This window comes from Alteromonas sp., assembly GCF_984505615.1.
The window spans coordinates 327,235-352,601 of record NZ_CFHOXV010000001.1 but is presented as its reverse complement, the minus strand read 5'-3'; the positions used below and the strand labels follow the sequence as shown (position 1 = coordinate 352,601).

The 25,367-nt window shown below is 49.4% G+C and carries 20 protein-coding genes; 9 read left to right on the top strand and 11 right to left on the bottom strand.

The annotated features are described in order from the left end of the window. Window positions 1-44 precede the first annotated feature (44 nt). Entirely contained in the window at window positions 45-4,385 is a 4,341-nt protein-coding gene (locus AC4PME_RS01420; protein ID WP_491044590.1) for an alpha-1,6-glucosidase domain-containing protein, read from the top strand. Between the two features lie 85 nt (window positions 4,386-4,470). On the opposite strand, the gene cyoE is transcribed toward AC4PME_RS01420, so the two are convergent. From cyoE to nhaC, 7 genes are all read right to left on the bottom strand, one after another. Then, a complete protein-coding gene (cyoE, locus tag AC4PME_RS01415; RefSeq protein WP_119502471.1) occupies window positions 4,471-5,367 on the bottom strand; it encodes a heme o synthase in 897 nt (298 codons plus the stop codon). Window positions 5,368-5,415: 48 nt separating this feature from the next. After that, window positions 5,416-5,754 (bottom strand): cytochrome o ubiquinol oxidase subunit IV, encoded by a 339-nt coding sequence (cyoD, locus tag AC4PME_RS01410; RefSeq protein ID WP_070126334.1) that lies wholly within the window; start codon window positions 5,752-5,754, stop codon window positions 5,416-5,418. Continuing rightward, window positions 5,754-6,356, bottom strand: coding sequence for a cytochrome o ubiquinol oxidase subunit III (gene cyoC / locus AC4PME_RS01405; RefSeq protein ID WP_119502470.1), 603 nt, complete (start codon window positions 6,354-6,356; stop codon window positions 5,754-5,756). The genes cyoD and cyoC overlap by 1 nt, the downstream gene beginning before the upstream one ends. Then, complete coding sequence (gene cyoB, locus AC4PME_RS01400; protein WP_490709936.1) at window positions 6,353-8,341, bottom strand: cytochrome o ubiquinol oxidase subunit I; 1,989 nt, start codon at window positions 8,339-8,341, stop codon at window positions 6,353-6,355. The genes cyoC and cyoB overlap by 4 nt, the downstream gene beginning before the upstream one ends. A 2-nt stretch (window positions 8,342-8,343) precedes the next feature. Continuing rightward, window positions 8,344-9,282 (bottom strand): ubiquinol oxidase subunit II, encoded by a 939-nt coding sequence (gene cyoA, locus AC4PME_RS01395; protein ID WP_119503476.1) that lies wholly within the window; start codon window positions 9,280-9,282, stop codon window positions 8,344-8,346. A gap of 181 nt (window positions 9,283-9,463) precedes the next feature. Beyond that, window positions 9,464-9,874 carry a hypothetical protein gene (locus tag AC4PME_RS01390; RefSeq protein ID WP_119502468.1) on the bottom strand — a complete coding sequence of 137 codons (411 nt, stop codon included), beginning with the start codon at window positions 9,872-9,874 and terminating at the stop codon, window positions 9,464-9,466. A gap of 402 nt (window positions 9,875-10,276) precedes the next feature. Continuing rightward, entirely contained in the window at window positions 10,277-11,704 is a 1,428-nt protein-coding gene (nhaC, locus tag AC4PME_RS01385) for a Na+/H+ antiporter NhaC (RefSeq protein ID WP_491044447.1), read from the bottom strand. 374 nt (window positions 11,705-12,078) lie between these two features. On the opposite strand from nhaC, the gene asd reads away from it, so the two are divergent. Further along, a complete protein-coding gene (gene asd / locus AC4PME_RS01380) occupies window positions 12,079-13,200 on the top strand; it encodes an aspartate-semialdehyde dehydrogenase (RefSeq protein ID WP_119502466.1) in 1,122 nt (373 codons plus the stop codon). 81 nt (window positions 13,201-13,281) lie between these two features. On the opposite strand, the gene AC4PME_RS01375 is transcribed toward asd, so the two are convergent. After that, window positions 13,282-14,436, bottom strand: coding sequence for a DUF547 domain-containing protein (locus AC4PME_RS01375; protein WP_491044448.1), 1,155 nt, complete (start codon window positions 14,434-14,436; stop codon window positions 13,282-13,284). Between the two features lie 243 nt (window positions 14,437-14,679). Between AC4PME_RS01375 and AC4PME_RS01370 the strand changes: the two genes are divergently transcribed. Beyond that, entirely contained in the window at window positions 14,680-15,417 is a 738-nt protein-coding gene (locus tag AC4PME_RS01370; RefSeq protein WP_202980669.1) for a 3-keto-disaccharide hydrolase, read from the top strand. Window positions 15,418-15,498: 81 nt separating this feature from the next. Here the strand turns inward: AC4PME_RS01370 and AC4PME_RS01365 are convergent, their stop codons facing one another. After that, on the bottom strand, window positions 15,499-15,741 hold the full coding sequence (locus AC4PME_RS01365; protein WP_474843397.1) for a TIGR03643 family protein: 243 nt from the start codon (window positions 15,739-15,741) through the stop codon (window positions 15,499-15,501). A gap of 248 nt (window positions 15,742-15,989) precedes the next feature. On the opposite strand from AC4PME_RS01365, the gene AC4PME_RS01360 reads away from it, so the two are divergent. The 3 genes from AC4PME_RS01360 (at window position 15,990) to AC4PME_RS01350 (ending at window position 18,721) form a co-directional block, all read left to right on the top strand. Then, a complete protein-coding gene (locus tag AC4PME_RS01360; RefSeq protein WP_491044449.1) occupies window positions 15,990-17,030 on the top strand; it encodes a PLP-dependent cysteine synthase family protein in 1,041 nt (346 codons plus the stop codon). A gap of 72 nt (window positions 17,031-17,102) precedes the next feature. After that, window positions 17,103-18,305, top strand: a complete 1,203-nt coding sequence (locus tag AC4PME_RS01355; RefSeq protein WP_491044450.1) for a hypothetical protein — start codon at window positions 17,103-17,105, stop codon at window positions 18,303-18,305. Continuing rightward, window positions 18,305-18,721: a hypothetical protein gene (locus tag AC4PME_RS01350; protein WP_181013635.1), complete on the top strand. Its 417-nt coding sequence runs from the start codon at window positions 18,305-18,307 to the stop codon at window positions 18,719-18,721. Before AC4PME_RS01355 ends, AC4PME_RS01350 begins: the two co-directional genes overlap by 1 nt. Window positions 18,722-18,733: 12 nt before the next feature. Here the strand turns inward: AC4PME_RS01350 and AC4PME_RS01345 are convergent, their stop codons facing one another. Then, window positions 18,734-20,821 carry a putative bifunctional diguanylate cyclase/phosphodiesterase gene (locus tag AC4PME_RS01345; RefSeq protein WP_491044451.1) on the bottom strand — a complete coding sequence of 696 codons (2,088 nt, stop codon included), beginning with the start codon at window positions 20,819-20,821 and terminating at the stop codon, window positions 18,734-18,736. A 389-nt stretch (window positions 20,822-21,210) separates the two neighbouring features. Here AC4PME_RS01345 and cspE point away from each other — a divergent pair, with 389 nt between their 5' ends. From cspE to dld, 3 genes are all read left to right on the top strand, one after another. Beyond that, on the top strand, window positions 21,211-21,417 hold the full coding sequence (gene cspE / locus AC4PME_RS01340) for a transcription antiterminator/RNA stability regulator CspE (RefSeq protein WP_119502459.1): 207 nt from the start codon (window positions 21,211-21,213) through the stop codon (window positions 21,415-21,417). Between the two features lie 86 nt (window positions 21,418-21,503). Beyond that, the gene (locus AC4PME_RS01335) at window positions 21,504-22,814 is read left to right on the top strand and encodes a DEAD/DEAH box helicase (protein ID WP_119502458.1); all 1,311 of its coding nucleotides are present in this window, start codon (window positions 21,504-21,506) and stop codon (window positions 22,812-22,814) included. A gap of 56 nt (window positions 22,815-22,870) precedes the next feature. Then, entirely contained in the window at window positions 22,871-24,604 is a 1,734-nt protein-coding gene (dld, locus tag AC4PME_RS01330) for a D-lactate dehydrogenase (RefSeq protein ID WP_490709943.1), read from the top strand. A gap of 27 nt (window positions 24,605-24,631) precedes the next feature. Here the strand turns inward: dld and AC4PME_RS01325 are convergent, their stop codons facing one another. Then, window positions 24,632-25,261 (bottom strand): CerR family C-terminal domain-containing protein, encoded by a 630-nt coding sequence (locus tag AC4PME_RS01325; RefSeq protein WP_491044452.1) that lies wholly within the window; start codon window positions 25,259-25,261, stop codon window positions 24,632-24,634. Window positions 25,262-25,367 lie beyond the last annotated feature (106 nt).

The window sequence follows — 25,367 nt, the reverse complement described above, 5'->3', positions numbered from 1 at the left end:
AACTGAATAGCGCCAAAGCGAATGGACGTAAATGGACATCAGATATGACCAGACTTACCAAACAGACTTGCGGGCTGCTGGCCTGCATACTGACACTTTTTGTATTAACCGGTTGTGGCGGCCCGGATATCGAATCGGGTAGCAATAACCTGCTTACCTGCGACTCGCCGCTGATCCCGGATTCAACGGGCACACAGTGTGTCGCGCCGCCTCCCATCGAGTGCGATCCGCCAACCGTACCGAATGAAGCCAACAATGCTTGCGTAGTGGGGGCCGATCCGACATTACCTGATCCGGTGTTCTTCCCGGGAGAATATCAGGCGGTGCTTTATTACAACCGCGGTTCAGTGGATGCCGATAATGTACCTAACGATCCTGCCTACGAAGGCTGGCGTCTGCATACCTGGAACAATGATACCTGTGATGCTTACGCCGATGCGGATACAGACTGGGCTAACGGTCGTCAGCCAACCGGTATCGATCCGAATTTCGGGGCCTACTGGGTGCTGGAGCTGAAAGAAAACTATGGTACCTGCCATAACTTCATTATCCACAAAGGTACTGACGATGCCGGTAAGGAAATGGGCGGCGGCGACTTTGCCGGCTCGCTGGTTCAGGATGACGAAACCTATACACGGATGAACTTCACACTGTCTGGTGAAGCAATCATTTTCGAATTTCCGATTATTTCTTTAGGTGAACAACCCGTCGATGTTGAAGGTCTTAGTGCACACTGGCTGGATGTGAATACGATTCTGTGGAACGCACCGGAAGGTGTGGATGTTGTGGAACTGCACTACAGTGAAACCGCCGGTCTGGAATCCACTCTGGAAGATGGCCTCAACGGCACCGTACTGACACTTACCGAAACCACCCTCACCGATGAGCAAATTGCGCTGGCACCTCATCTGCAATCCATGCAGGCGTGGCAGGGCGACTGGGATGAAGCCGCGGCGAAAGCGGTATTGAAAACCCAGACTGCAATTGGCGGCTATAACGGTGAAGGCAAACTGGTTGCTGCAACCGGCATTCAGCTGGCTAACGTGCTGGATGTGCTTTACACCAGCGGCGATGACGATGCCAACGAAGCGACGCTGGGACCGGTTTATACCGACACTGGCATTTCTGCCGTGGTGTGGGCGCCTACTGCACAGCAGGTCAGCCTGCTGAGCTATTCAGACAGCAAGTCGCTGCAGAATACTTATCCGATGACACTGGATGAGAATACCGGGATCTGGCGCTACGACGGCGATATGTCACTGGATCGTACTCTGTACCGCTTTGAGGTTACAGTTTATCACCCCGTCACCGGTGAGTTGGAAACCCTGCAAGTCACCGACCCGTACTCAGTATCGTTATCGACCAACAGCCGTTTCTCACGCTTCGTGAATCTGTCTGATGACGATCTTAAGCCAGACGGCTGGGATACCCAGACCATCCCGACCATTGCCGATCCGGAAGATGCGGTGATTTACGAAGGTCATATCCGTGACTTCAGTATCCTTGATGAATCCACCTCAGAGGCAAACCGGGGTAAATATCTGGCGTTCACGGAAGAAGGCACCGCACCGGTTGCACACCTGCAAAAGCTGGCAGATGCCGGTCTGACCCACTTCCATATGCTACCTGCTAACGACATTGCCAGCGTGGACGAAAATCCTGCAAATGTAGTGAATATCAACGATACCGTAGGTGATTTGTGTCGTCTGAATCGTAATGCCGCAATCTGCGATGAGGAACCGGAAGGCACGGTTATCAAAGATCTGCTGGAAAGCTACGATCCGGCCTCTGAAGGCGGTAAAGCCCAGGCGCTTGTAGATCAAATGCGTGGCTATGATTCTTTCAACTGGGGTTACGATCCGTATCACTTCAATGTGCCGGAAGGCAGCTATGCCTCTGATGCCGAGGGTGTTCAGCGTATCGTTGAAATGCGCGCAATGAATATGGCCTTGCATGAAATCGGTCTGCGGGTTGTGCTGGATGTGGTGTACAACCACACCAATGCTTCAGGCGTGTATCCGCGTTCAGTGCTGGATAAAGTGGTACCGGGCTATTATCACCGTTACGACGTAGAAACCGGCGCGATGGTGCAGGAAACCTGCTGTGAAGATACCGAACCCCGTCAGGCGATGATGGAAAAACTGATGCTGGATTCGCTGCTGTTGTGGACTGAGCAGTATAAGTTTGATTCCTTCCGCTTTGACATCATGAGTCAGGCCACGGTCGATACCATGGTGCGTCTGCGCGATGCCGTTCAGGCCATTGACGAAGATAACTATTTCTACGGTGAAGGGTGGCTGAAGGAAGACAGAGGTTACGAGCAGGCCAACCAGATCAATATGGGCGGCACCCAAATCGGTACCTATAACGACCGCATTCGTGATGCTATTCGTTACGGTCATCTGTTTAACCCTGAAAGTGATGAAGCGCTGAGTGCGCAGGATCGCCTGAAAATGGGCATGGCCGGTACACTCACCGACTATGTGCTGGAAACCTCCGGCGGCTCTGCGACCACAACCAGTAGTCTGGGTGGTTACGCACAGGATCCTGCCGATGTGATCAATTATGTATCCAAACACGACAACGAAACCCTGTGGGATCAGTTTAACTACTCATTGCCCATGGATCTCACCCTCGAAGAACGTGTTCGTGCACAGAATATCGGTATCACTCTGCCGCTGATGTCTCAGGGTATTCCGTTCCTCCAAATGGGCGGCGACTTCCTGCGTTCTAAGTCGATGGATCGCAACAGTTACGATGCCGGGGACTGGTTCAACTATGTGGACTTCACCTTCAATACCAATAACTGGAATATTGGCCTGCCTCTGGCAGTAGATAATTCCGCGCGCTGGGATGAAATGAGTGCATTTATCTATGATGCCGAGCGTGCTGCCAGCATGGGCGAAATTGAATTTGCTTCCACGGTGTTCGATGAATACCTGATGATCCGCTCTGGCAGCAAGTTATTCCGCCTGACCACCATGGACGACATCATTCAGCGCGTGGGTTTCCATAACATCGGTGCCCGTCAGCAAGTGGGGCTGGTGGCTATGAGCATTGATGATGGGTATAACGAAACGAGTGAAACACCACTGGCGGACATCGATCCCGCCGTCGATGCCATTATGGTGGTGGTAAACACCGGCTACGAAGAAAAATCCATTACTGTCGCTACGGCAACCGGTTTTGAATTACACAACGTGCTGATCAACTCAGTAGACAATACGGTACGTACGGCCATGTTCACGGAAGGGACCGGCGATGACGAAGGCAACGGTACCTTTACCGTGCCCGCACTGACCACTGCAGTATTCGTAAAACCGCAAATGGGCGCGCAAGGCTATGGCTTGTCGGCTTACGCCACAGCCGGTGCGCCGGATGTTGTGCCGTTTGGTGATACCGTTGCTTATCTGCGCGGTGACATGAACGGCTGGGGCACGGATACACCATTTACCTATCAGGGCGACGGCGTGTACACCGTGACGGCAACACTTAACGCCGGCACCACGTATGGGTTTAAGATGGCGTCGGAAGACTGGGCTACCGTCAACCTGGGAGCGGCAGACGGTTCTGACGGTATTGTTACCCTGGGTAACGACATGGTACTGGGCGTCAGTAATACCAATCTGAGCTTTACGCCAGCAGAAACGGCACTGTATGAATTCCGTGTGGATGCTTCAGATACCAGCGCCCCAATCCTGACAGTTAACTATGACGAGCCATTTGCACCCACCACCGTTTATCTGCGTGGCGATATGAATGGCTGGGGAACGGACGATGCCTTTAGCTACCAGGGCGATAAGGTATACACCTTTGCTACTACGTTGGAGCCGGGCACTTATCAGTTCAAGATTGCGTCGGAAGACTGGTCTACGGTTAACCTGGGCGGAATGACAAATAACGAGTCAGATACTGCCGTTAACGTGGGTGCAACCCAGTTCCTTGCCGCGACTAACGAAAACCTGGTGCTGACCATTGAAGCGAGCAACAGCTACGTGTTTGTGCTGTCAGCGCGAAATGGTGAAATACCTACCATTGGTGTTTTCGAAGAGCAATTCTTTGGGGCAACACCAGTATTTATTCGTGGCGGCATGAATTCATGGGGTACAGACAACACACTGACGTGGCAGGGCGATGGCACCTATACGGCGGATATCGTGCTTAGCGGTGGTGCAACGGAGTTTAAGGTCGCCTCGGAGGACTGGAGCACGGTGAACTTCGGTAATCCAGATGGCGAAGCCTCAAACGAAGTGATGGTAGATGTTCCCAAAGTGCTGGGGGTCAGTAATAACAACCTGATGATCAACGCTGAAGCCGGCACCTACTGCTTCACGGTATCAGGGCCAGATGGCAGTAAGCCTGTGATAACGGTAACGGCGCTATGATGTTTATCGATGAGATATAGCGATTAGTGAATTACCAAAACAAAAGGGCCGCTCAATTGAGCGGCCCTTTTTCGTATTTACTAGTCTATAGCGCTAAGGCGAACAGTTTAGGTGCTACATCGTGGTAGTCTACCGCCATGGCAATACTGAGGATCGTGATGTTCAGTATGGAGAAGCCGAACACCTGACGCGCCCAGCGTGTCATGTCGATATCAGGGCGATAGCCGCGCAGTGCCATCAGCAGCCACCAGAAGCTGGTGGTACAGGCGACGGCCAGGAAACCAATACCTGTGTATCCTGCAATCGACAGCATCATGGTCACAATCGCGTATACCGCAATGTAAAGCACGATATGCAGTTTGGCCTTTTCGATACCTTCTGCAACCGGCAGTACCGGAATATTCGCCGCTTCATAATCTTTGAAACGGAAAATAGCGATGGCGTAAGAGTGGGGCATTTGCCACAAACTAAACATCACCAGCAGAATGGCAGCGGCAGCATCGAACTGGCCGCTTACCGCACAGTAACCCACAACCGGGGGAACCGCACCAGACAAGCTACCAACCAGTGTGCCGTACACAGAGTTACGTTTCATATACAGGCTATAAACGCCTACATACACCACATAACCCAGTGCAGCGAAAAACACCGCAGTGGCGTTGGTGTACGCCACTAGCAGGGTAAAACCCATCACACCCAGCACAATGCCATGCCAGAATGCGGCTTTCAGCGACATTTCCCCGGTCACGGTAACCCGGGAGCGGGTACGTTGCATCTTGGCATCAATATCCCTGTCAATGCAGTTATTAATTGCACATCCGGATGCAACAACCAGTGATAAGCCAATCAGCGTTGCCGCCATCAGCATAAAGTCAACGTCCCCCCGTGATGCCAGCAGAAAACCACCGGCGACAGAGATCAGGTTGCCCATAATAATGCCGGGCTTAGTCACGGTTAAATATCGACGAAATACAGGTTTCATATTTCCAGTTTACCTCGCGTACGCTCAGAAAATGTACCAGCCGGGAGGCTAGTACATCATCATCGCGTTAGACTCGTAAATGATCCAGACAGACAGACCGACTACCATGAAGATAATCAGGGCACTGAACAGGAACGAGAACGTGCTTGCACGGCCATCTTCGGTAACGAAGTTCAGGTGCAGGAAGTATTTGAGGTGAACCCAAATCTGTACCAGACCTAACGTAACGATACTCCAGATAGTGGTGCCTTTAGAGAAGTCGCCTTCCATAACCATCCAGAAAGGGATGACTGTCAGGATGACCGACAGAACAAACCCAATCACATAGGATTTCACATCACCATGGTCGTTTGCATGGCTAACAGCGTGAGAATCGTGCTGACTCATTACAGTGCTCCCATCAGGTAAACAACGGTGAATACGCAAATCCAGACGATGTCCAGGAAGTGCCAGAACAGGCTTAAGCAGCTCAGGCGCGTAACAGTTTGATCTTTCAGACCACGACGCATCACTTCGATGATCATGATGGTCATCCAAATCAGACCTGAAGTTACGTGCAGACCGTGCAGTCCTACCAGCGAGAAGAACGCGGTGAGGAAGGCACTGGTATCAGGGCCGTTACCGTGAACGATCAGGTGATGGAATTCATAGATTTCCATACCGATGAACACGGCACCAAAAACCCAGGTCACAGCCAACCATAACAGTGTGCCGCCTTTGTTTTGCTTGTGCGCTGCAATCATTGCGAAGCCGAAGGTGATACTACTTAACAGTAGTGCCGCGGTTTCAACTGCAACGAAGTCCAGTTCAAAGATGTCTTTACCAGACACGCCACCGGCAGTGTTCATGAACAACACTGCGTAGGTTGCGAAGAACGAGGCAAATAACAGACAGTCGGTCATCAGGTAAACCCAGAAGCCGAAAACGCTATTACTCTCGTGATGCTCGTGGTCGTGATCGTGATGCATATCAGTAGCTACTGAGCTCATGCGTTCACTCCTTTAGCATTAGCAGATAAATGCTCTGCTTCGATTTTCTCTACTTCATCAACCTGTACGTAGTAATCTACGTCGCTGGTGTAACAGCGCTTGATGAATACTGCGATACCGGCGATGAAACCAACAGCGGCCAGCCACCAGATGTGCCAGATAAGTGCAAAACACATTACCGTGAAGCTCATGCTCATGAAGAAACCAGCAGAGGTATTCTTAGGCATGTGGATCGGGGCATATTTCTCAGGCTTCTGATACGCTTCACCACGTTCTTTCATGTCAGTCCATGCATCAATGTCTTTGATGTGAGGAATAACAGCGAAGTTGTAGTACTGAGGCGGAGACGCAGTTGACCACTCCAGCGTGTGACCATTCCACGGATCACCCGTAGTATCTTTAAGTGCTTCTTTGTTCTTAAAGCTGATGAACAGTTGCAGCAACTGGAAGAAGATACCTGCAGCGATGATGAATGCACCACCCGCAGCAATGTACAGCCAGATGTTCCAGTCTGGATTGTCAGTGTGGTTCAGACGACGGGTCATTCCTAAGAAGCCCAGAACGTACAATGGCATGAACGCAACCATGAAACCAATCTGCCAGCACCAGAATGCCGCTTTACCGGTTTTCTCATCCAGTTTGAAGCCCATCGCTTTCGGGAACCAGTAAGCAAAACCTGCCAGGTAACCGAATACCGCACCACCGATGATAGTGTTATGGAAGTGAGCAATCAGGAACAAGCTGTTGTGCAGTACGTAGTCAGCACCCGGGATAGCAAGCAGTACGCCTGTCATACCACCAATGGTGAAAGTAACCATGAAGCCTAACGTCCACAGCACAGGTGTTGTGATAGTCAGACGGCCACGGTACATAGTGAACAGCCAGTTAAACAGTTTAACCCCGGTCGGTACGGCGATAATCATCGTCATGATACCGAAGAAGGCGTTAACGTTTGCGCTGGAACCCATTGTGAAGAAGTGGTGTAACCAAACAATGAAGCCCAGGATTGCAATTGCACCCGACGCGTACACCATTGACTTATAGCCAAACAGACGCTTCGCAGTGAAGGTAGAAATGATTTCCGAGAAGATACCGAATGCTGGCAGAACCAGAATGTATACTTCAGGGTGACCCCACGCCCAGAACAGGTTGATGTACATCATCGAGTTTCCACCTAAATCATTGGTGAAGAAGTGGAAATCAAGATAACGGTCAAGCGTAAGCATCGCCAGTACTGCAGTCAGAATAGGGAATGACGCAGCAATCAGGATGTTACCCCAGGTACAAGTCCAGGTGAAGATAGGCATTTGCATCAGTTTCATGCCCGGCGCACGCATCTTGAATACAGTTACCAGGAAGTTAACCCCGGTCAAGAGCGTCCCGAGCCCGGATATCTGCAAGGCCCATATGTAGTAATCAACCCCGACACCCGGAGAATACTCCAGACCCGCCAGTGGCGGATAAGCAACCCAACCGGTTTTCGCAAACTCACCTACACCTAAAGACAGGTTGATAAGAATTGCACCACCAGCGGTCAGCCAGAAGCTCAGGTTGTTCAGGAACGGGAAGGCAACGTCACGAGCACCAATCTGCAGCGGAACGATGATGTTCATCAGGCCCACCATAAATGGCATTGCCATAAAGATGATCATGATAACACCGTGCGCGGTGAAGATTTGGTCGTAGTGTTCCGGCGGCAGATAGCCTTCTGCGCCGTTTGTTGCCGCAGCGAGCTGCGTACGCATCATGATAGCGTCGGCAAAGCCACGCATAAGCATGATAAGTGCAAGCAGGATATACATGATACCCAGGCGTTTGTGGTCGATGGACGTGATCCAGTCACGCCACAGCGGGCCCCATGCTTTGTATTTGGTGATCAGACCTGCGATCACCAGACCGAGTACTGCAACTACCCCAAGCGTAACCATTACGATTGGCTCGTGGTACGGTACAGCCTCAATAGATAATTTACCTAAAAAAGACATACTTACTCTTCAACCCCCATGTGATGGCCTTTGTGCTGCATCGCCTCGGCTTTTACGCCTGTAGCAGCATTAGCTGGCTTACCATAGAAATCCATAGAGCCATGATCTTTCATGTACTTCATGATGATTTCGTGGAACAGACCGTCGCTGACCGTGCTGTAATAAGTGACAGGGTGGTTTTCACTATCTTCAGCTAATTGCTTAAAGTTCTCAGAAGTCAGGGAACCGCCTTCTGATTTTACTTTCTGAACCCAGGCATCAAAGTCGGCTTCAGTTGGCGTAGCAATGGTGTCGAACTTCATACCAGTGAAACCCGCACCGCTGTAGTTCGCAGAAATACCTTTGTAGGTACCCGGCTCATCAGCAATCAGGTGTAACTGAGTTTCCATGCCTGCCATTGAGTAGATTTGGCTACCCAACTGAGGAATGAAGAACGAGTTCATTGTGCCTTCAGAAGTGATTTTGAATGAAACTGGCTTGTCAGCCGGAATCACCAGTTCGTTAACCGTTGCAATGCCTTGCTCAGGATAAATGAACAGCCATTTCCAGTTGAGTGAAACCACTTCAACAGTCATGTGCTCGCCTTTATCTTCAAGCGGTGCATAAGGGTCTAATGCGTGGGTTGATTGCCACGTAATGATGCCCAGTGCAATGATGATCAGAATTGGAATAGACCAAACCGTGGCTTCAATCTTGGTAGAGTGAGCCCATTTCGGTGTGTAGACTTCAAAGTCGCGGCTCGCGCGGTATTTCCAGGCGAAATACAGCGTCAGTACAATCACCGGAATAACAACGATAAGCATCAGAATCGTACACAGAATGATCAGGTTCTTTTCTTCAATACCTACCTGTCCTTTCGGATCAAGTACGCCACCGCTACAACCGGCCAGTAACAGCACGATTGACGCAAAAGCTAATTTAGAAAGGTTACGAATAGACAAAAGCATTTTCCTATAACCCGGGTTCAACGTTATTGCCGTCAGAGACGACACGCGTAATATTCCGATAGTGACTATCGAAGGTTTTCGAACAAGTGAACACGGCGTGAACCAGCAGAGGAGTGACCCGCGACGCGCTCTTGATTACAGACGTACCTGAGGCACGTCTGTAATCAACAGAAAATCACTTGTCAGAAGGTGGTGCGCGACTGCCGGATTGTTGTACAAACGGCTGTCGGTAATCGTCGTTAACGATTAAAACTGGTTTCGGGGAGGCAGCAACACCGGCGCGCGCTAACGGGGCGGGCTGTAGCTGAATACCCAATAAACAGATAAGCAGGACTGCTGAAAAGAAGAACACAGATAATGCTTCGTGCATCACTGCCAGGGAATGAGGTTCGACAACAAGGTTGTCATGCAGGGCACCGACAAACTCCGATGAGTCCGCCATGATACCGCTGATAATTAAAGACACATTGAATACCAGTACGAGGGTCGCCAGCCAAAGCACCACCCCAACACGCGTGGTGCTGTCAATTGCCATACGGTTTAAGGAAACCGCATAAGCATTGTTGGTGAGCAATGAGGTAATCATGCTGACTATCTGTCCTCGTGTGTACCGGTCATGCTGAATTGTCTCGAAACGACTTTTCAACAGGAAATTAGTCTTCGGGCGTCAGAGAGTAGAGAAAAATCACCGGGGACTCAAGTGAAGTAAAAGAGACTGAGAACAGATTTCCGGCAGGAGTGAAAACGCCTTGTGATCGCTGTTAACATTTTGTTTTCATTTGGGGCGGGGTTGATCCATATCAATTTCAGACAATATGAGTCAATATCCGACCTGATCGCTCCTAAGGTCTTATGGACGCATGACCAAAGTCGTAGTTTTTCCCTTTTACCCTTACCGATAGTCCCTGATTTTCTTGTGGATTTAACAATCGCGCAACAATAGTTAAATAGTGGAAATATTCAGATAAGGAGCGTGAACCTGCGATTTTTATGATTGCGATCTGGTTGTTTTTTGTTCGTTAGTAAAGGTTTTTCCGGGCCTGATGGCGTTGTTGAAATGAAACCAGCCGGTAAAGCTGTAGAGAACAGCAATGCCAAGTACCAGCAGGTGATACCATAAATAAGGCAGGTAAGCTGCTGTGCTCACACCCAGGGTGGTGGCCATGAATACCCCGCCGTCGGACCAGGGAATCATTGGTGTCACCACCGTTCCGCCGGATTCTGCATTACGGGACAGCACCCGCCGGTCTGTACCCGTCGCATCATAGTTTTTACCGGTAATCGTGCTGGCGGTAATCAGTGATACATAGGCCGCGCCACCCAATATATTGCCAATGATCCCTGCCAGTAGTGTGGATAAACCCAGTTTTGTTACGTTATCAGCCCAGCGTTGCAGTGAGGTGGTGATGGTAGCCAGTACACCGGTGGCTTCCATCAGGCCGCCGATGCCCAGAGCCAGAATGATAAGCAGAATATTTGGCAGCATAGACATCATACCGCCGCGGTTCAGCAGCACGGCGATAACATTGTCATCAGATTCGATGTGGCTACCGTCATACAGCGTTTCCAATGCCGGTATGACATCCTGCTGCTGAAATAAGACGGCCCAGACAACCCCAAGTAAAGCACCAAAGAAGATAACCGGAACCGCCGGCTGACGAAGAATGAGCAGGGTGATGACCGCCAGTGCGGGCAAGATCATAAACGGACTGACCGTAAACCAGGCATCTATAACAGCCATAACTTCTGTTGCCCGTCCGGTACTTCCCTGATGGCCTGTGAGAATGCCGGTGAACAAAAACAGGGCACTGGCAATCACTATGGCGGGTACACTGATATAAAGCATGGATTTAATATGTTCGATGAGATCGACTCTGCACAATGAGGCCGTCATCACGGTGGTGTCAGACAGCGGGGATAATTTATCTCCCACATAAGCCCCTGAGATGGCAGCACCGGCGACAAGAGGGGCGGGCAGACCAAAGCCTTCACCAATCCCCATCATGGCGATGCCTGCGGTACCGATAGTACCGAAGGATGTACCGGTCGCCAGGGAAGTTACCGCACAGATAAAAAATGCGGCGAACAGGAATATCTGAGGTGTCATCACAGACAGGCCGTAATAAATAATAGAAGGCACAATGCCGCCGGCCATCCAGCTGCCAATCAGTGCACCCACTGCGATGAGTACGAGAATGGCTTCCATACCCTGAGAGATGCCGGTAAGCAGTCCGTTTTGCATGGATTCATAACTGCGACCGAGCCATTTCCCCAGCCCGAGGGTGGCAAACCAGGCGCCCAGAAGCGCCAGCTGAATAGGAAGCGGAGTATATTGGGTCATAACAATTATCATCAGAATAATTACGCCGGCGAGTAATCCGACCTGGAGCAGAGAAGGTTGTCTGACTGTTTGCATGATTCTGCATCCTTGTATATGTCCCGTTCCTGCTGATAAAAGCGGGCTCTTTTATTATCTTAGTGGCCGGAGAGGGCAGGTAAGTTAATCTAAATCAATAGCTTATTATTCTGCTGGCTAATTTCTACCCTATCGGAATCAACGACACAGCGCAATCGCAACATCGCGCAATACTGACTGTTCAACGGAAATTACCCGTCTTGTATGAAAAACAGCTATTGCTGATAACAAATGCTGCTGGCAAAGCCGTGACTTTCTTTATAGACTGCGGCCTTTACAACAGGTTTCCGGTGAACAACGGCAAAAGATAAAGAGCCCGCAAGAGGTTTTGCCGTCAGACAGGCGCCGGGAAGGACACAAGAAGGGTTCAGAGAATGTCTCAAAATAAAGTTGGTTTAGTTGGCTGGCGCGGTATGGTCGGCTCTGTATTAATGCAAAGAATGCAGGAAGAAAACGATTTCTCATTCATTGAGCCAACCTTTTTCACGACCTCTCAAAAAGGGTTACCTGCGCCGGATTTCGCCGGTAAAGATTGCGGTGTACTGGAAGATGCCAATGACATCGAAGCACTGGCAAAGCAGGATATTATTATTACCTGTCAGGGTGGTGATTACACTAAAGAAGTCTATCCGGCACTGCGCGAAAGCGGCTGGAATGGCTACTGGATCGATGCTGCCTCAGCTCTGCGGATGAAAGATGATGCTGTGATCATTTTAGATCCGGTAAACCGTGGTGAAATTGATAAAGGTCTGCAGGGCGGCGTAAAAACCTATGTAGGTGGTAACTGTACAGTATCGCTCATGCTGATGGCGCTGGGTGGTTTGTTTGAAGCAGATCTGGTTGAGTGGGCATCGCCTATGACTTATCAGGCAGCCTCCGGTTCCGGTGCAAAGCACATGCGTGAATTGCTCAGTCAGATGGGCGCAGTGTACGGTGATGTGAAAGCGTTGGTAGACGACCCGTCGACAGCTATTCTCGACATCGACCGTCAGGTTGCTGAATTTATCCGCTCTGATGAAAACCCGACAGATCAGTTCGGTGTGCCACTGGCCGGCAGCCTTATCCCGTATATCGATACACAACTGCCGTCAGGTCAAAGCCGTGAAGAATGGAAAGCGCAGGCTGAAGCGAACAAGATCCTGGGTACTCAGGACTCACCGGTACCGGTAGACGGATTATGTGTTCGTGTTGGTGCAATGCGCTGTCACAGCCAGGCTATTACTCTGAAGCTGAAAAAAGACCTGAGTGTTGAAGAAATCGAAGGTTTACTGGCGAAGCACAATGACTGGGTGAAAGTGATCCCGAATGACCGTGAGATCACCATGCAGGAACTGACGCCGGCAAAAGTAACCGGTACTTTATCGATTCCTGTAGGTCGTATCCGTAAACTGACAATGGGGCCGGAATACATTTCTGCTTTCACTGTCGGTGATCAGTTATTGTGGGGCGCGGCTGAACCGCTGCGTCGCATGCTGCGGATTATTCTGGACGCATAAGGCGTTAAAAAACATAAAGCGGAAGGGCGATGTGAAAACATCGCCCTTTTTTGTCTGGTCCGGAGTTACCTTTACCAGCGGCTACTGTTCTTTGTCTGACTTCGCCTCTTCTTCGCTGAGATCGGTGACAGATACCGAGCCCCGGGCCACAGCGAACCGGGTACGCAGATCATCAAGTACTGCCAGTTGAGACGGCGATAAACGGGTGCTCGTTGGTGTCTTAGAAACCCATTCCTCCATCATATGAGTGGGAACTAATGCGCTGCCGCTTACTACAACTGAATCTAACATAGCCGCACTGTTGGTCGCACCAGACCCGCCGTAACTACGCTGATCACCCATTACGCTTGCCAGTTGCCAGTCTTTCATGGCGAAATCCAGCGATTTTGCCTTATCGATCTCCTCAGTCATTTCACCGCCGAGATACGTCAGGATATGCGCTTTCAATGCCGCCTCATCGTTATTAAACCAGTTCAGGTTGCGCTCATAGAACACTGAAACTTTGCCGTCGTAGTAGGTGCCACGATTTGAATTAATAAATTCAGTGGCAGACTTTTTCAGTGTCCGCCATATTCCGCGACTACGGAATGCCCTTTTTTGGATGCCGGGGCCGCCAATATTGCCCTGAAACAGGCCATACAGGATAAGCGGATTGCTGTCATATTTTTCCTTCAGGATTTTGTCTTTAATGTCATTCAGGCTGAGAGGGATCCCTGCCACTGTCATGACTTTGTCATCAAGGAAATACTTATCTTCGTCAGGATTGAGGTAGCGACTCATGCTGTAGACCGGATAGCGTTTAGCAATCTCATTGAGCATGGTGACGTTATAGAGGTTCAGCCAGTATGCCAGTTGCTCATCTGCACTGAGAAGAGGCAAAGGAATTTCATCCGGCAGAGACATCAGACTGGCCTGCATATCTGCCAACGTGGAAACCACCTGTTCATTGTCAAAGGCGGTAAAGTAGAATTTATTACCCTCCAGTACCGTCAGCGGATTAATGCGTACTTTCAGGCGCGTACCCACTTTGGAATCTATGTTCTCCGCTTTTTGCCTTTCAGACCAGCCGGTCACGGAAACAAATGTTTTTAAAAATGTGTCCAGATCGTCATATTGCAGATAAAGCTTGTTGTCTTGCGCATGGCCCCTGAACACCTCAGGTACGTCAGCTTCTCCGGCGTAACTCAGCAGGCTGATAAACAGGAATGCAAAGCACAGGCAACAGGCATTCTTCATCACAATAATCCTTTTGTTTGAACACTTTATGTACTGTCTTTTATACGCCCACGGACAGAGGAAAGCAAACCGGGGAGAGCCAGTTATGTCAGGCATGTGCGGAAGTCTGCCGCACTGAGTATGACACCGGAAGAAAAAGGCCGGGAGCCGATGGAAGTAACAAAGATGTTACTGTAATGTGTCATTCAGCAGATTAGGGACACACTTATCTGTAAACCCCGGGAATATTGTTAAGGATGGTCTGTGAAAATCAATCAACATAAAAAATTGCTGCTGGCAGTGTGTGCATTGTCAGCCTTTAGTGCCGGTTCGATGGCTGCAACATCTTCATCTCAGCAAAATGTGCTGACCGCAACTGAAGTCAAAGAGGGCTGGAAGTTGCTGTTTGACGGCAAGACACTGGATGGATGGCACTTATTTCAACATCCTGATGCTAAGCCTTCATGGATAGTGCAGGACGGCACTATTACTGTCGATTTGCGTACCAGCGGTGTTCAGCACGGCGACCTGACATCAGATGCTGAATTTGAAAACTATGAACTGGCTTTCGAATGGAAAACAACCGTAGATGGTAACAGCGGTGTATTTATTAATGTGCAGGAAAACCCGGAAAATCAGCTTGCCTGGCAAACCGGACCTGAATATCAGCTTCTGGGTCCTGAACATATCGATAATAAAAAGCCGGCTAAAAATCCGGGGTGTCTGTATGGTTATTCCGCACAGCTTACACAAACTTCTGTGCATGAGCAGGGGCAGTGGAATCAGTCGGTTATCAGGCAAAATAACGGTGAAGTGGCCTTTTACCTGAATGGCAATTTAACCGCGAAAGTTGACCTTGGTAGTCAAGAATGGAAAGACTGGGTATCTCAGTCAAATTTTAAAAGCTTTGCTGATTTCGGCAAGGCTACCAAAGGGCACATCGTGCTGCAGGAATGGACCTCGCCGGTTGCTTTCCGGAATATCAAAATAAAAGAGTTGTAAGCTGGCTACAACGAAGCGGAGAAAAGGGCTTCCTGCGCTCAGGCGGCAGCCTGTTTAAAGCCCGTAACGCTTCGAGAGCCATCAGCGTTTGTACTGTGTCGGGCAATAGGCGCGCTCAATGCCAGGATGACGCAACTTCAGATGTTTAGTTTGTCTTCCCTGCATACGTTTTCGCCACATGCGAAAGGATGACGGTTTCATCTCCTTTCGCATGAGCTTTATTACTGCAGACTCATTGAGTCCGTAGAGTTTCTCTATTGCTTCAAACGGTGTTCTGTCTTCCCAGGCCATTTCTACTACGCGGGACAATTCTGCCGGTGTCATACAAGCTCCTCTTTTACGGGCAGGTAGCATAGCGGATATCAGACAGTACAGAACAAGTCTGCGGTATGGTTTAATGATATTTAATGTCTGGCTCAGCGGTAAGCGTGTCTCTTTGCATTTTTATTCTCTTTTAAGTTCATGGTCTGCAATTATTTTTCTCTTGCACCGGGCCTGCAGCCAAAAAATGCGGGAAGATTCCCTGCTGATGCTTTTATACTGACTTCATACAAACACAAACGGACCTCACTATGAAAAACTGGGTTGCAGAGGCGATCAGAAAAATTAATGCGGATTTTCAGCGCTCCGCTGATACGCACCTTATTAAGCTTGAAGGACTCAATCTGAAGGGTATTGATATCTATCTGAAAGATGAGAGTACCCATCCCACCGGCAGCTTAAAGCATCGTCTGGCCCGTTCCTTATTTCTCTATGCCCTGTGCAACGGCAAAATTGGTGAAAACACGACTATCGTTGAAGCATCCTCCGGCAGCACAGCTGTGTCTGAAGCGTATTTTGCCCGTATGCTGGGTATTCCGTTTATTGCAGTGATGCCCCGCAGCACGGCACAAAGCAAAATTAACCTGATCACCCGTTTCGGTGGACGCTGCCATTTTGTGGAATGTCCCACCCATATGCACGATGAAGCCGTCCGGCTGGCGCAGGAGTGTAACGGCTATTTTATGGATCAGTTCATGTTCGCTGAGCGGGCCACTGACTGGCGGGGTAATAACAACATTGCTGAAAGTATTTTTGGTCAGATGTCCGCTGAACCTCACAGTGTGCCCCACACCGTGGTCATGAGCGCCGGTACGGGCGGTACCTCAGCGACGATTGGCCGTTATATCCGTTACAAGGGGCTGGCGACAGAGCTGGTTGTTGTGGATCCTGAGCATTCCGTGTTTTACGACAGCTATCAATCAGGAGACCGCACGTTAACCAGTCAGCGGGGGAGTGCCATTGAAGGTATAGGAAGGCCCAAAGTAGAAGCGTCCTTTCAGCCGGATGTCATCGACAAAATGCTGAAGGTGGAAGACAAAGCCAGTATTGCCACCATTCACTGGCTGGCAGATATTGCCGGGATCCGCGCCGGCGCCTCTACCGGTACTAATTTGTGGGGCGCATTGCAGGTGGCTGCAGGAATGCAATCCCGGGGAGAGCAGGGGTCTATCGTTACGTTGATGTGTGACAGTGGTGAGCGTTATCTTGATACTTACCACAATCTGCAATGGGTAGAGAAAATGTACGGGGACATCAGCGTTTACACTGAGCAGTTGCAAAAATTTGCATAAACCGGCTGGCAAAAATGACACTTTGAACAATACTCAAAACAGGTATGAGTTTGGATAAAGTGATCTCACAGGTTGAAACAGTCAGGTTTAACAGGTGTCTTCACTGCCGCATTGTTGTTCTCACCCTGCAATAATGCCAGTGACGACTTCCCCGTGGAATTTTCAGGGTTCGCCCGCGTGGTGGCGGGGTATCTGGATACTGATCAGGCTTACTTTGAAGGCTATGGGAATAAAGTCAGCTTCTCAGAGAAGTCATTGCTGGGCTTACAGGCTGATTATGCCCTGACCGGCACGGTATCGGTCTCCGGGCAGGTGCTTCTGCACAGTGATGAAAGTCGCGGCTCAGGGCTGGAATGGCTCTACTTAAGCTATGAACCCAACGCAAACTGGCAATTCAAAGCAGGCCGGTTGCGTACACCTTATCTCCAGTATTCTGACGTATTTGACGTAGGATACGCCTATCCCTGGATATCTCCTCCCCGACAGTTGTACGGCAGCTATCTGTTCTTTCCCCGCTACGAAGGAGGGAACGCCCGCTATCAGTTCAACATTGACGATGTCTATTTTGGACTGGAAGGATATTACGGCTCTTTTTCGGATGACATTGAAGCCAGCGGTGAGAGCTTTCACCTTGAGGTTAAGGAGATGTACGGCGGCATCGCCGAAATCAGTTACCGGGGCTGGCAACTGCGCGGTGCCACGTTTATTTCTGCCGACGTGGAAGCGGACATTGCCGGTCTGGGTGAGCTGACCGGCGGACTGAAAGCCGCCGGATTTGATGATTTAGCTGATTATTTTTCATTAACAGGACGGGTGGATGCCTACCTTGTGGGAATAAGCTACGACAGCCTGGACTGGTTTATGTCTGCAGAATATGTAGACGTGGAATCCACCATTAATATTCTGGCCGGTATTGAAAACTATTATGTCACGCTGGGACGCTATTTCGGTGATTACCAGTTACTTGTGACCTACGCCAAATCCAATCAGATCCTCGGGGAACTGAACAACACTATCCCCGTTGGTCTGGATCCTCAGCTTGATATGCTCTACTACGGCGTGGAGCAATTGCAGGCCAGATTTCCCACCGATGTGCTGGATTCTGTCACTCTGACCGGGCGATGGGACTTCCGCCCGGGCATGGCACTGAAAGCGGAAGTAACGTTTTTAGACGGTGAGCCCGGCAAAACCTCTTTGTTCGAGTTAAAAGCGGGCTCCGAAAACTTTGACCGTCAGGCCGTGTTGTACCAGTTCGGACTGGAGTGGGTATTCTGATGAAGTTGATGAATCTTACTCTCACCCTTGCGCTGTTAATGTCGTCACAGCCTGCAAAAGCCAGTGACGAGATTATCGTGGTAGCGAATCTTGCAGAGCCGGCAGGCACCATGCAAAAGCATGAAGTGCGCAATCTGTTTATGGGCGGAGCTTCGTCCGGGCTTGAACCGGTAACACTTGTCCCCGGCGCGCAAACCAGGCTTATCTTCAATGCACGGATAGTGGGCCTGACAGAGTCCCGTATTCAGTCTTACTGGGCGCAAATGCGGTTCAGCGGCAGAAATAAGGCACCGGTTCAGGTGCAGTCTGTGGATGCCATGATGGAATATTTGCTGGAAAATCAGGGCAGTGTCGGCTATCTCCCTGCAGATGTGACGCTGCCGGAAACACTGACAGTGCTGTACACCTCGGGCTGAAAAGTGGGTTTGCTACATACTATGCTGGCTTTCGAGGGCGGGAATTAACCCGTCCTCTTCATCATTTTCACAAATCGGCTCTGGCCGGCCGTAATAATAGCCTTGTAAAAGGTGACACCCGTGATCTATCAGAAACGTTGCCTGGTCCAGGGTTTCAACGCCTTCGGCGCACACTTTCAGTTTCAGGTGGCGTGCCATCTCAAGAATAGTGACGGTGATAAGTTCTGAACGTTGTGATACACCAATCTGACTGACAAACTGGCGGTCGATTTTCAGCGTATCAATGCTGAATTCGGTGAGGTAGCTTAAAGAAGAATACCCTGTACCGAAGTCATCAAGTGCTATTTTGCATCCCAGTGCGCGAAGATCGTCAAAAAACGCATTCCCCGCCTGAAAACTTTTGAGGTAGGCTGATTCCGTAATTTCGAACTCAATGGCGCCAGCCAGTCCGCCAAGCTCTCGTATTTTTTCCAGAACAAAAGCAGTGACCGTTTCGTCCTTTAAATCATTGGCTGACAGATTCAGGGAAATCGTTGTGGCTTCTCCGTATTGTCTGAGAATGTGTTTTACGTCCTTGCATACCTGCGCCATGACCCAGAGTGTGATGACTGATATTTTGTTACTCTGCTCGGCTATGGGGATAAATTCCGCCGGTGACACCATGCCAAGGTGAGGGTTATACCAGCGGATCAATGCTTCAAAACCCACCACCTTACTGCTCTGGTCCACTTTGGGCTGATAGACAAGGAAGAATTCATTGTTTTCAATCGCCGTGTGAATACTGGTAGAGATGCGGATCATACGGTGGTTGTCGTCCTGCATCATGCGGGTAAACAGGGTGAACTGACCCCGACCGTTTCGCTTGGAATGATACATGGCAATATCCGCATTGCTCATTAAGGTGGTCAGGCTGAAGTCGCAGTCCTTTGCCAGCGCAATACCGATGCTTGCGCCTGTTTCCAGTTTCCATTGATCCACCAGTTGATCACTGCCGATAGCCTCAACCAGCCGTGCAGCTACTTCTTCAACCTGTTCCACCGAACTGCATTCCCCAAGAATGATGACAAATTCGTCGCCGCCAAGCCGGCCGACAACATCATCCAGCCTCAGGCTGTCACTGATCACATCAGCAATTTTACAAAGCAATTTGTCACCCACGTCATGACCGAAGGAATCGTTCACCATTTTGAACCCGTCGAGATCAAGAAACAGCAGAGCCACATCTTTTTCTTCCCGCTTGGCTCTGGCCAGCTCGATGTTCAGGCACTTCATTAAAAACTGCCGGTTGGGTAATCCGGTAAGGGGGTCGAAGTTCGCCAGATTTTCCATTTGTTCCTGCTGACGGGTAAGTAACTTATTTTTCTGCCGGTTAAGTTCGGTTTGTTTGTTGATGTCTGACATCATGCTGTTAAAGCCGTGGGTGAGGGCTTTGATTTCCGACTTACCTTCAATGCTTACTTCTATGGCGTAATCTTTGGTTTCTTCTACGCGGCGCATTTTCTCAATGAGTTTAAACAATGGTTGCAGGGAGCGGCGTTGTAACTCCAGTACAAGAAAAACAGCGGTAAGCAGAATGAAAATAACAAAGGGCACTATGGCAACGATGAACTTTCTCTGGCTGTCTGCAAGTGACTGCTCAATAAGATAGGAAATGACCAGTTTGCCCTGAGGCAGGGCCGGGTCACCAATTATTTTAACTACGCGGATATGGCTGTCTTCAATATGCAGTCCGTAGTCCAGTTCGTGTAGCCTCACATCTTCGGTAGAGCTTTCATTTTCTGAATGCTGCCTGTGTTTAACAAGTGCAGAGCCGATGTAAGCACTAACTATCTCGTTTTGGGTGTTATAGACGCGGGCAAATTCTACATTGTCATATTCATCTAAACGCAAAAGTACACTGATGAGCGGGAACTCATCATCTGCGGCCATGTGTGGCAGCAGATCGTTGGCGAGGTTCTCAGACAAAGCCTGCAGCTCCTGAGAGACGAACTCTTCATAAAGACCTTCGTAAACACGCAACGACACCCACATCACCAGCGCGCTGATGACGGTAATAGAAATAAGCGTTATTGCCGCAATTTCTGTGCGAAGGCTTTTCAAACATTAACCCCGGATGGCGTGACTTTTATATGCTTGGTCTATTCAGAGTATAGTCACGGATTTATAAAGCGCATTGGTGTTGCTCGTGCAATTTCCTGCATGGCGATTTTATAATCATAAATATAGAAAATAACGGGCCGGTAAAGATTAAAATTCTGTCATTGAAAACCGGTTAAAAAATAAGCTGGCTATTCTGATAAACAACTGGTAACATCGCCGCGCCTTTTGAAGGTCCTATTCAAACTTGTTAATGCTATTTCTTTATATTCTTTGTAAGTCTTCACAGAATTACTTCCGGAAAACTACTGATCTACGCCTGTTCCAAACCTGAAAGACCTCATACGTAAATAGGCGTATTTAATTTAACTTATTATTTTTTGGAGTAATTTATGTCTCAGGTAACTGGTACAGTAAAATGGTTCGACGAAGCTAAAGGTTTCGGTTTTATTTCTCAGGAAGGCGGCAAAGACGTTTTCGTACACTTCCGTGCGATCAAATCTGACGGTTTCCGTTCTTTAAGCGAAGGTCAAAACGTTCAGTTCACTATCGAACAAGGCAACAAAGGCCCACAGGCTGCTGACGTAGTAGTACTGTAAGCAAACGCTTATCCTATTTATAACGGGCGCTCACTGGTAGCGCCCGTTTTTTCTGTAAGTCATTTTTTCCATTCTTTGAGGTTTTCATGCAGTTTTCTGAACTGGGCTTAAGTGCACCGTTATTAAAAGCGGTTTCCGCACTTGGGTTTGCGTCTCCGTCTCCTATTCAAAGCCAGGCTATTCCGGTTATTCTGTCCGGTAAAGATGTACTGGCTGCCGCGCAAACCGGTACAGGTAAAACAGCAGGCTTTGCTTTGCCGATAATGGAAAAACTGTCTTCAGGACAAAAGCCACGGGGTAACAATGTCAGAGCGTTGATTCTGACACCTACGCGGGAATTAGCCGCACAGGTAGAAGACAATATTCGTGGTTTCAATGAATTTTTGAATTTAAAAACCACCGTGGTATTTGGCGGAGTCGGTATCAACCCGCAAATGAAACGCTTACGTGGCGGTACTGATATTCTGGTGGCCACGCCGGGACGTCTGTTAGATTTGTACCAGCAAAACGCGGTGAAGTTTGATCAGCTTGAAGTACTTGTGCTTGATGAAGCCGACCGCATGCTGGATATGGGTTTTATTCATGACATCAAACGTGTGCTGAAGCTGTTGCCGGCTAAACGTCAGAACCTGCTTTTCTCTGCTACGTTTTCGCCTACCGTAACAGCCCTGGCAGAATCGATTACCCAGTCAGCGGTTAAGATTTCCGTAGCGCCACCTAACACTACCGTGGAAGAGGTTCAGCAGATCCTGGTCAATGTGGATAAATCGAAGAAGGTTGGTGCGCTGACAGCGTTGATTAAGCAGCAGAAATGGCGCCAGACACTGGTATTTTCCCGTACCAAGCATGGTGCTAACCGGATTGCTACCCGACTGACCAATTCCGGTATTCCCAGCGCTGCCATTCACGGTAACAAAAGCCAGGGCGCCCGTACCCGTGCACTAAGCGAGTTTAAAGACGGTACGGTTAATGTGCTGGTGGCAACAGATATCGCTGCACGTGGAATCGATATTGCCCAGTTACCGGTGGTGGTGAACCTGGATTTACCCAATACCGCAGCAGATTATGTGCACCGTATTGGCCGGACAGGTCGTGCCGGTGCCAGCGGTCAGGCATGGTCACTGGTTAGTGCTGATGAATTACAACAACTTAAGGATATTGAAACCCTTATCCAGAAGTTGCTGCCACGGGAAACATTAAGCGGATTTGAGCCGGATCTTAAGTTAGCAGAGACTACCCTGTCAGCGCCCAAAAAACCTAAGAAGCCGAAGAAGCCTAAACAGCAAAAAGAGGCAAATGCAGGAGATAAAAAGCCGCAGACAAAGGCTTCGCCATCCCGCCGCAGGCCAGCCCGCAGAAAGCCTGCGAGGGCGTCAACGGGTTCGCACGCTTCTTAATTTAGTGTATAGTGCGTGGCCTGAAATTTCGTCAGTACAACCTGCCAGAGAGACCTATGAGCGGACAAACCGATACACAGTCTTTGATTTCCTCGTTAGGCGACGTCGTTGGACAAGCCCACTTACTTACCGATAAAGAAAAGAAACAGCCTTATTGTAAAGGGTTCCGTTTCGGTTCCGGTGAAGCGCTGGCCGTGGTCCGTCCGGCAACATTAGTGGAAATCTGGCGGGTACTGACATTATGTGTGGAAGCGGATGTGGCCGTTATCATGCAGGCTGCCAATACCGGTTTAACCGGCGGTTCAACGCCGGATGGTAAAGATTACGACCGTCCGCTGGTGATCATCAGCACCATGCGTATTGATGATATACAGCTGATCGACGAAGGTAAGCAAATTGTCGGGCTGGCGGGCAGCACACTGTTTGGTCTGGAAGAGAAGCTCGCCCCTTACGGTCGTGAACCTCATTCTGTGATTGGCTCATCCTGTATCGGTGCATCTATCGTCGGCGGGATTTGCAATAACTCCGGCGGTGCGCTGGTTAAACGTGGCCCTGCATACACAGAAATGTCTCTGTTTGCCCAAATTGACGAGAGTGGCAAGCTGTCGCTGGTAAATAATCTGGGCATTCACCTGGGTGAGTCACCGGAAGAAATTCTGACCAACCTGCAACAGCAAAACTACGTAGCAGACGATGTGGCTTTCCCTGAGCTGAGAGCATCAGATAACGAATACGATGAGCGTGTGCGGGATGTTAATTCAGACACGCCTTCACGGTTTAACAATGACGGCCGCCGCTTACATGAAGCCAGTGGCTGTGCGGGGAAACTGGCGGTATTCGCTGTACGCCTTGATACCTTTCCGATTCCGGACAAAAAGCAGGTGTTCTATGTAGGCTCCAATGATGCCGCTATGTTCACCCAAATCCGCCGGGATATTCTTTCTACCTTTAAAAACCTGCCGGACTCCGGTGAATATCTGCACCGCGACTGCTACGACGTATCGAAGAAGTACGGAAAAGATATGTTTATCGTCATAAGCAAACTGGGGGCGAAATTCATCCCTAAGCTGTTTGCCTTTAAACGTAAGTTTGATGCCTTCACTGACAAGCTGGGCTTTTTGCCAAACAAAATGTCAGATCGCACCATGCAGTACTTAAGTTATCTGTTCCCCGGCCATTTACCGGCCCGCATGGAAGTGTATCGTGATAAGTACCAGCATCACTGGATTTTAGAAATGAGTAACGACGGTGTAGATGAAGCCCGTGCGTATCTGGATAATTTCTTTAAAACCCATGAAGGCAGCTACTTCGAATGTACGGAAGATGAAGCAGATAAAGCGATACTGCACCGGTTTGTTGCCGGTGGTGCTATCGGCCGCTACCACATTATGAACAGTAAAAATGTGGGGGCGATGATGACTATCGATGTGGCATTACGCCGTAACGATCCTGACTGGTTTGAAGAGCTGCCGGCAGAAATCGATGAGCAGGTTGATACCAAACTCTACTATGGCCACCTGTTCTGCCACGTAATGCACCAGAACTACGTGTTGAAGAAAGGCGCGGATGCGAAAGTGCTGAAAAACAAAATACTGCAAACCTTCGATGCGCGGAATGCTGAGTACCCCGCAGAGCATAACGTGGGACATGAGTATTTTGCCAAAGATGCGCTGAAGTCGTTCTATCGCAAGCTCGACCCGACCAATAGCTTCAACCCGGGGATCGGTAAAACTACTAAACTGAAAAACTGGGCTGAGCATAACGACAGCTGCTGTGGTGGCCACGATTGATGTGGCCAACCCCGGCGGGCCTGTGTGCTATTTAGCAGGATACTGATTTCTCACCAGGCTTTTAATGTAAGCGACAAGTTCACTTTGCGGGCGTGAAAAAATGGGCTGGATCGGCGTGGGCAGCTCCGGGTTAACTATCATCAGCATCATGCAAGGTGCTAATAATGTGAATAAGGCGTAGACAGGAGTAACGTCATCGTCGGGTGCGTTAAAATCGCTGGCCTCCATCACCATCTTCTTGATGATGCTCGCCCTTGTGTGAGCTTCGTTTACTAACACGGTATTAATCATGGGGGACGGCGTGACAATTTCCCGCGCCCATACTTTTCCGTGCCAGCTTCGCTCTTCCAGTATGTTGGCCACCACATGCTCAATGAGTTCGTCCAGCTTGTCTTGCGCTGTTGCGTGACTCTCATCGAGTGCCTGTAAAAAGTCTAAATGCAGAAAATGTTCTATCGCCGCAGAAAATACCTGCTCATACAGACCATCTTTACCATTAAAATGATAATTGATTGCCGCCGCATTCACGCCTGCTGCACTGCAAATATCCTTGGCTGACGTGTTGTGATAACCCCGTTGGGCGAATAATTCGGCGGCAGTGGCGAAGATGCGCTTTTTCGTTTCTTCACCATCGGCACGGCCCTTTCGGTTTTGCATTTATTTCATCACCAGGTCGCTTATGTAAATTATCAGGCACTTTACCGCTGTACTAGTTGAAATTCAAATTTGAATTTCATATTGTGTTATGCGTTGATGCTTACAC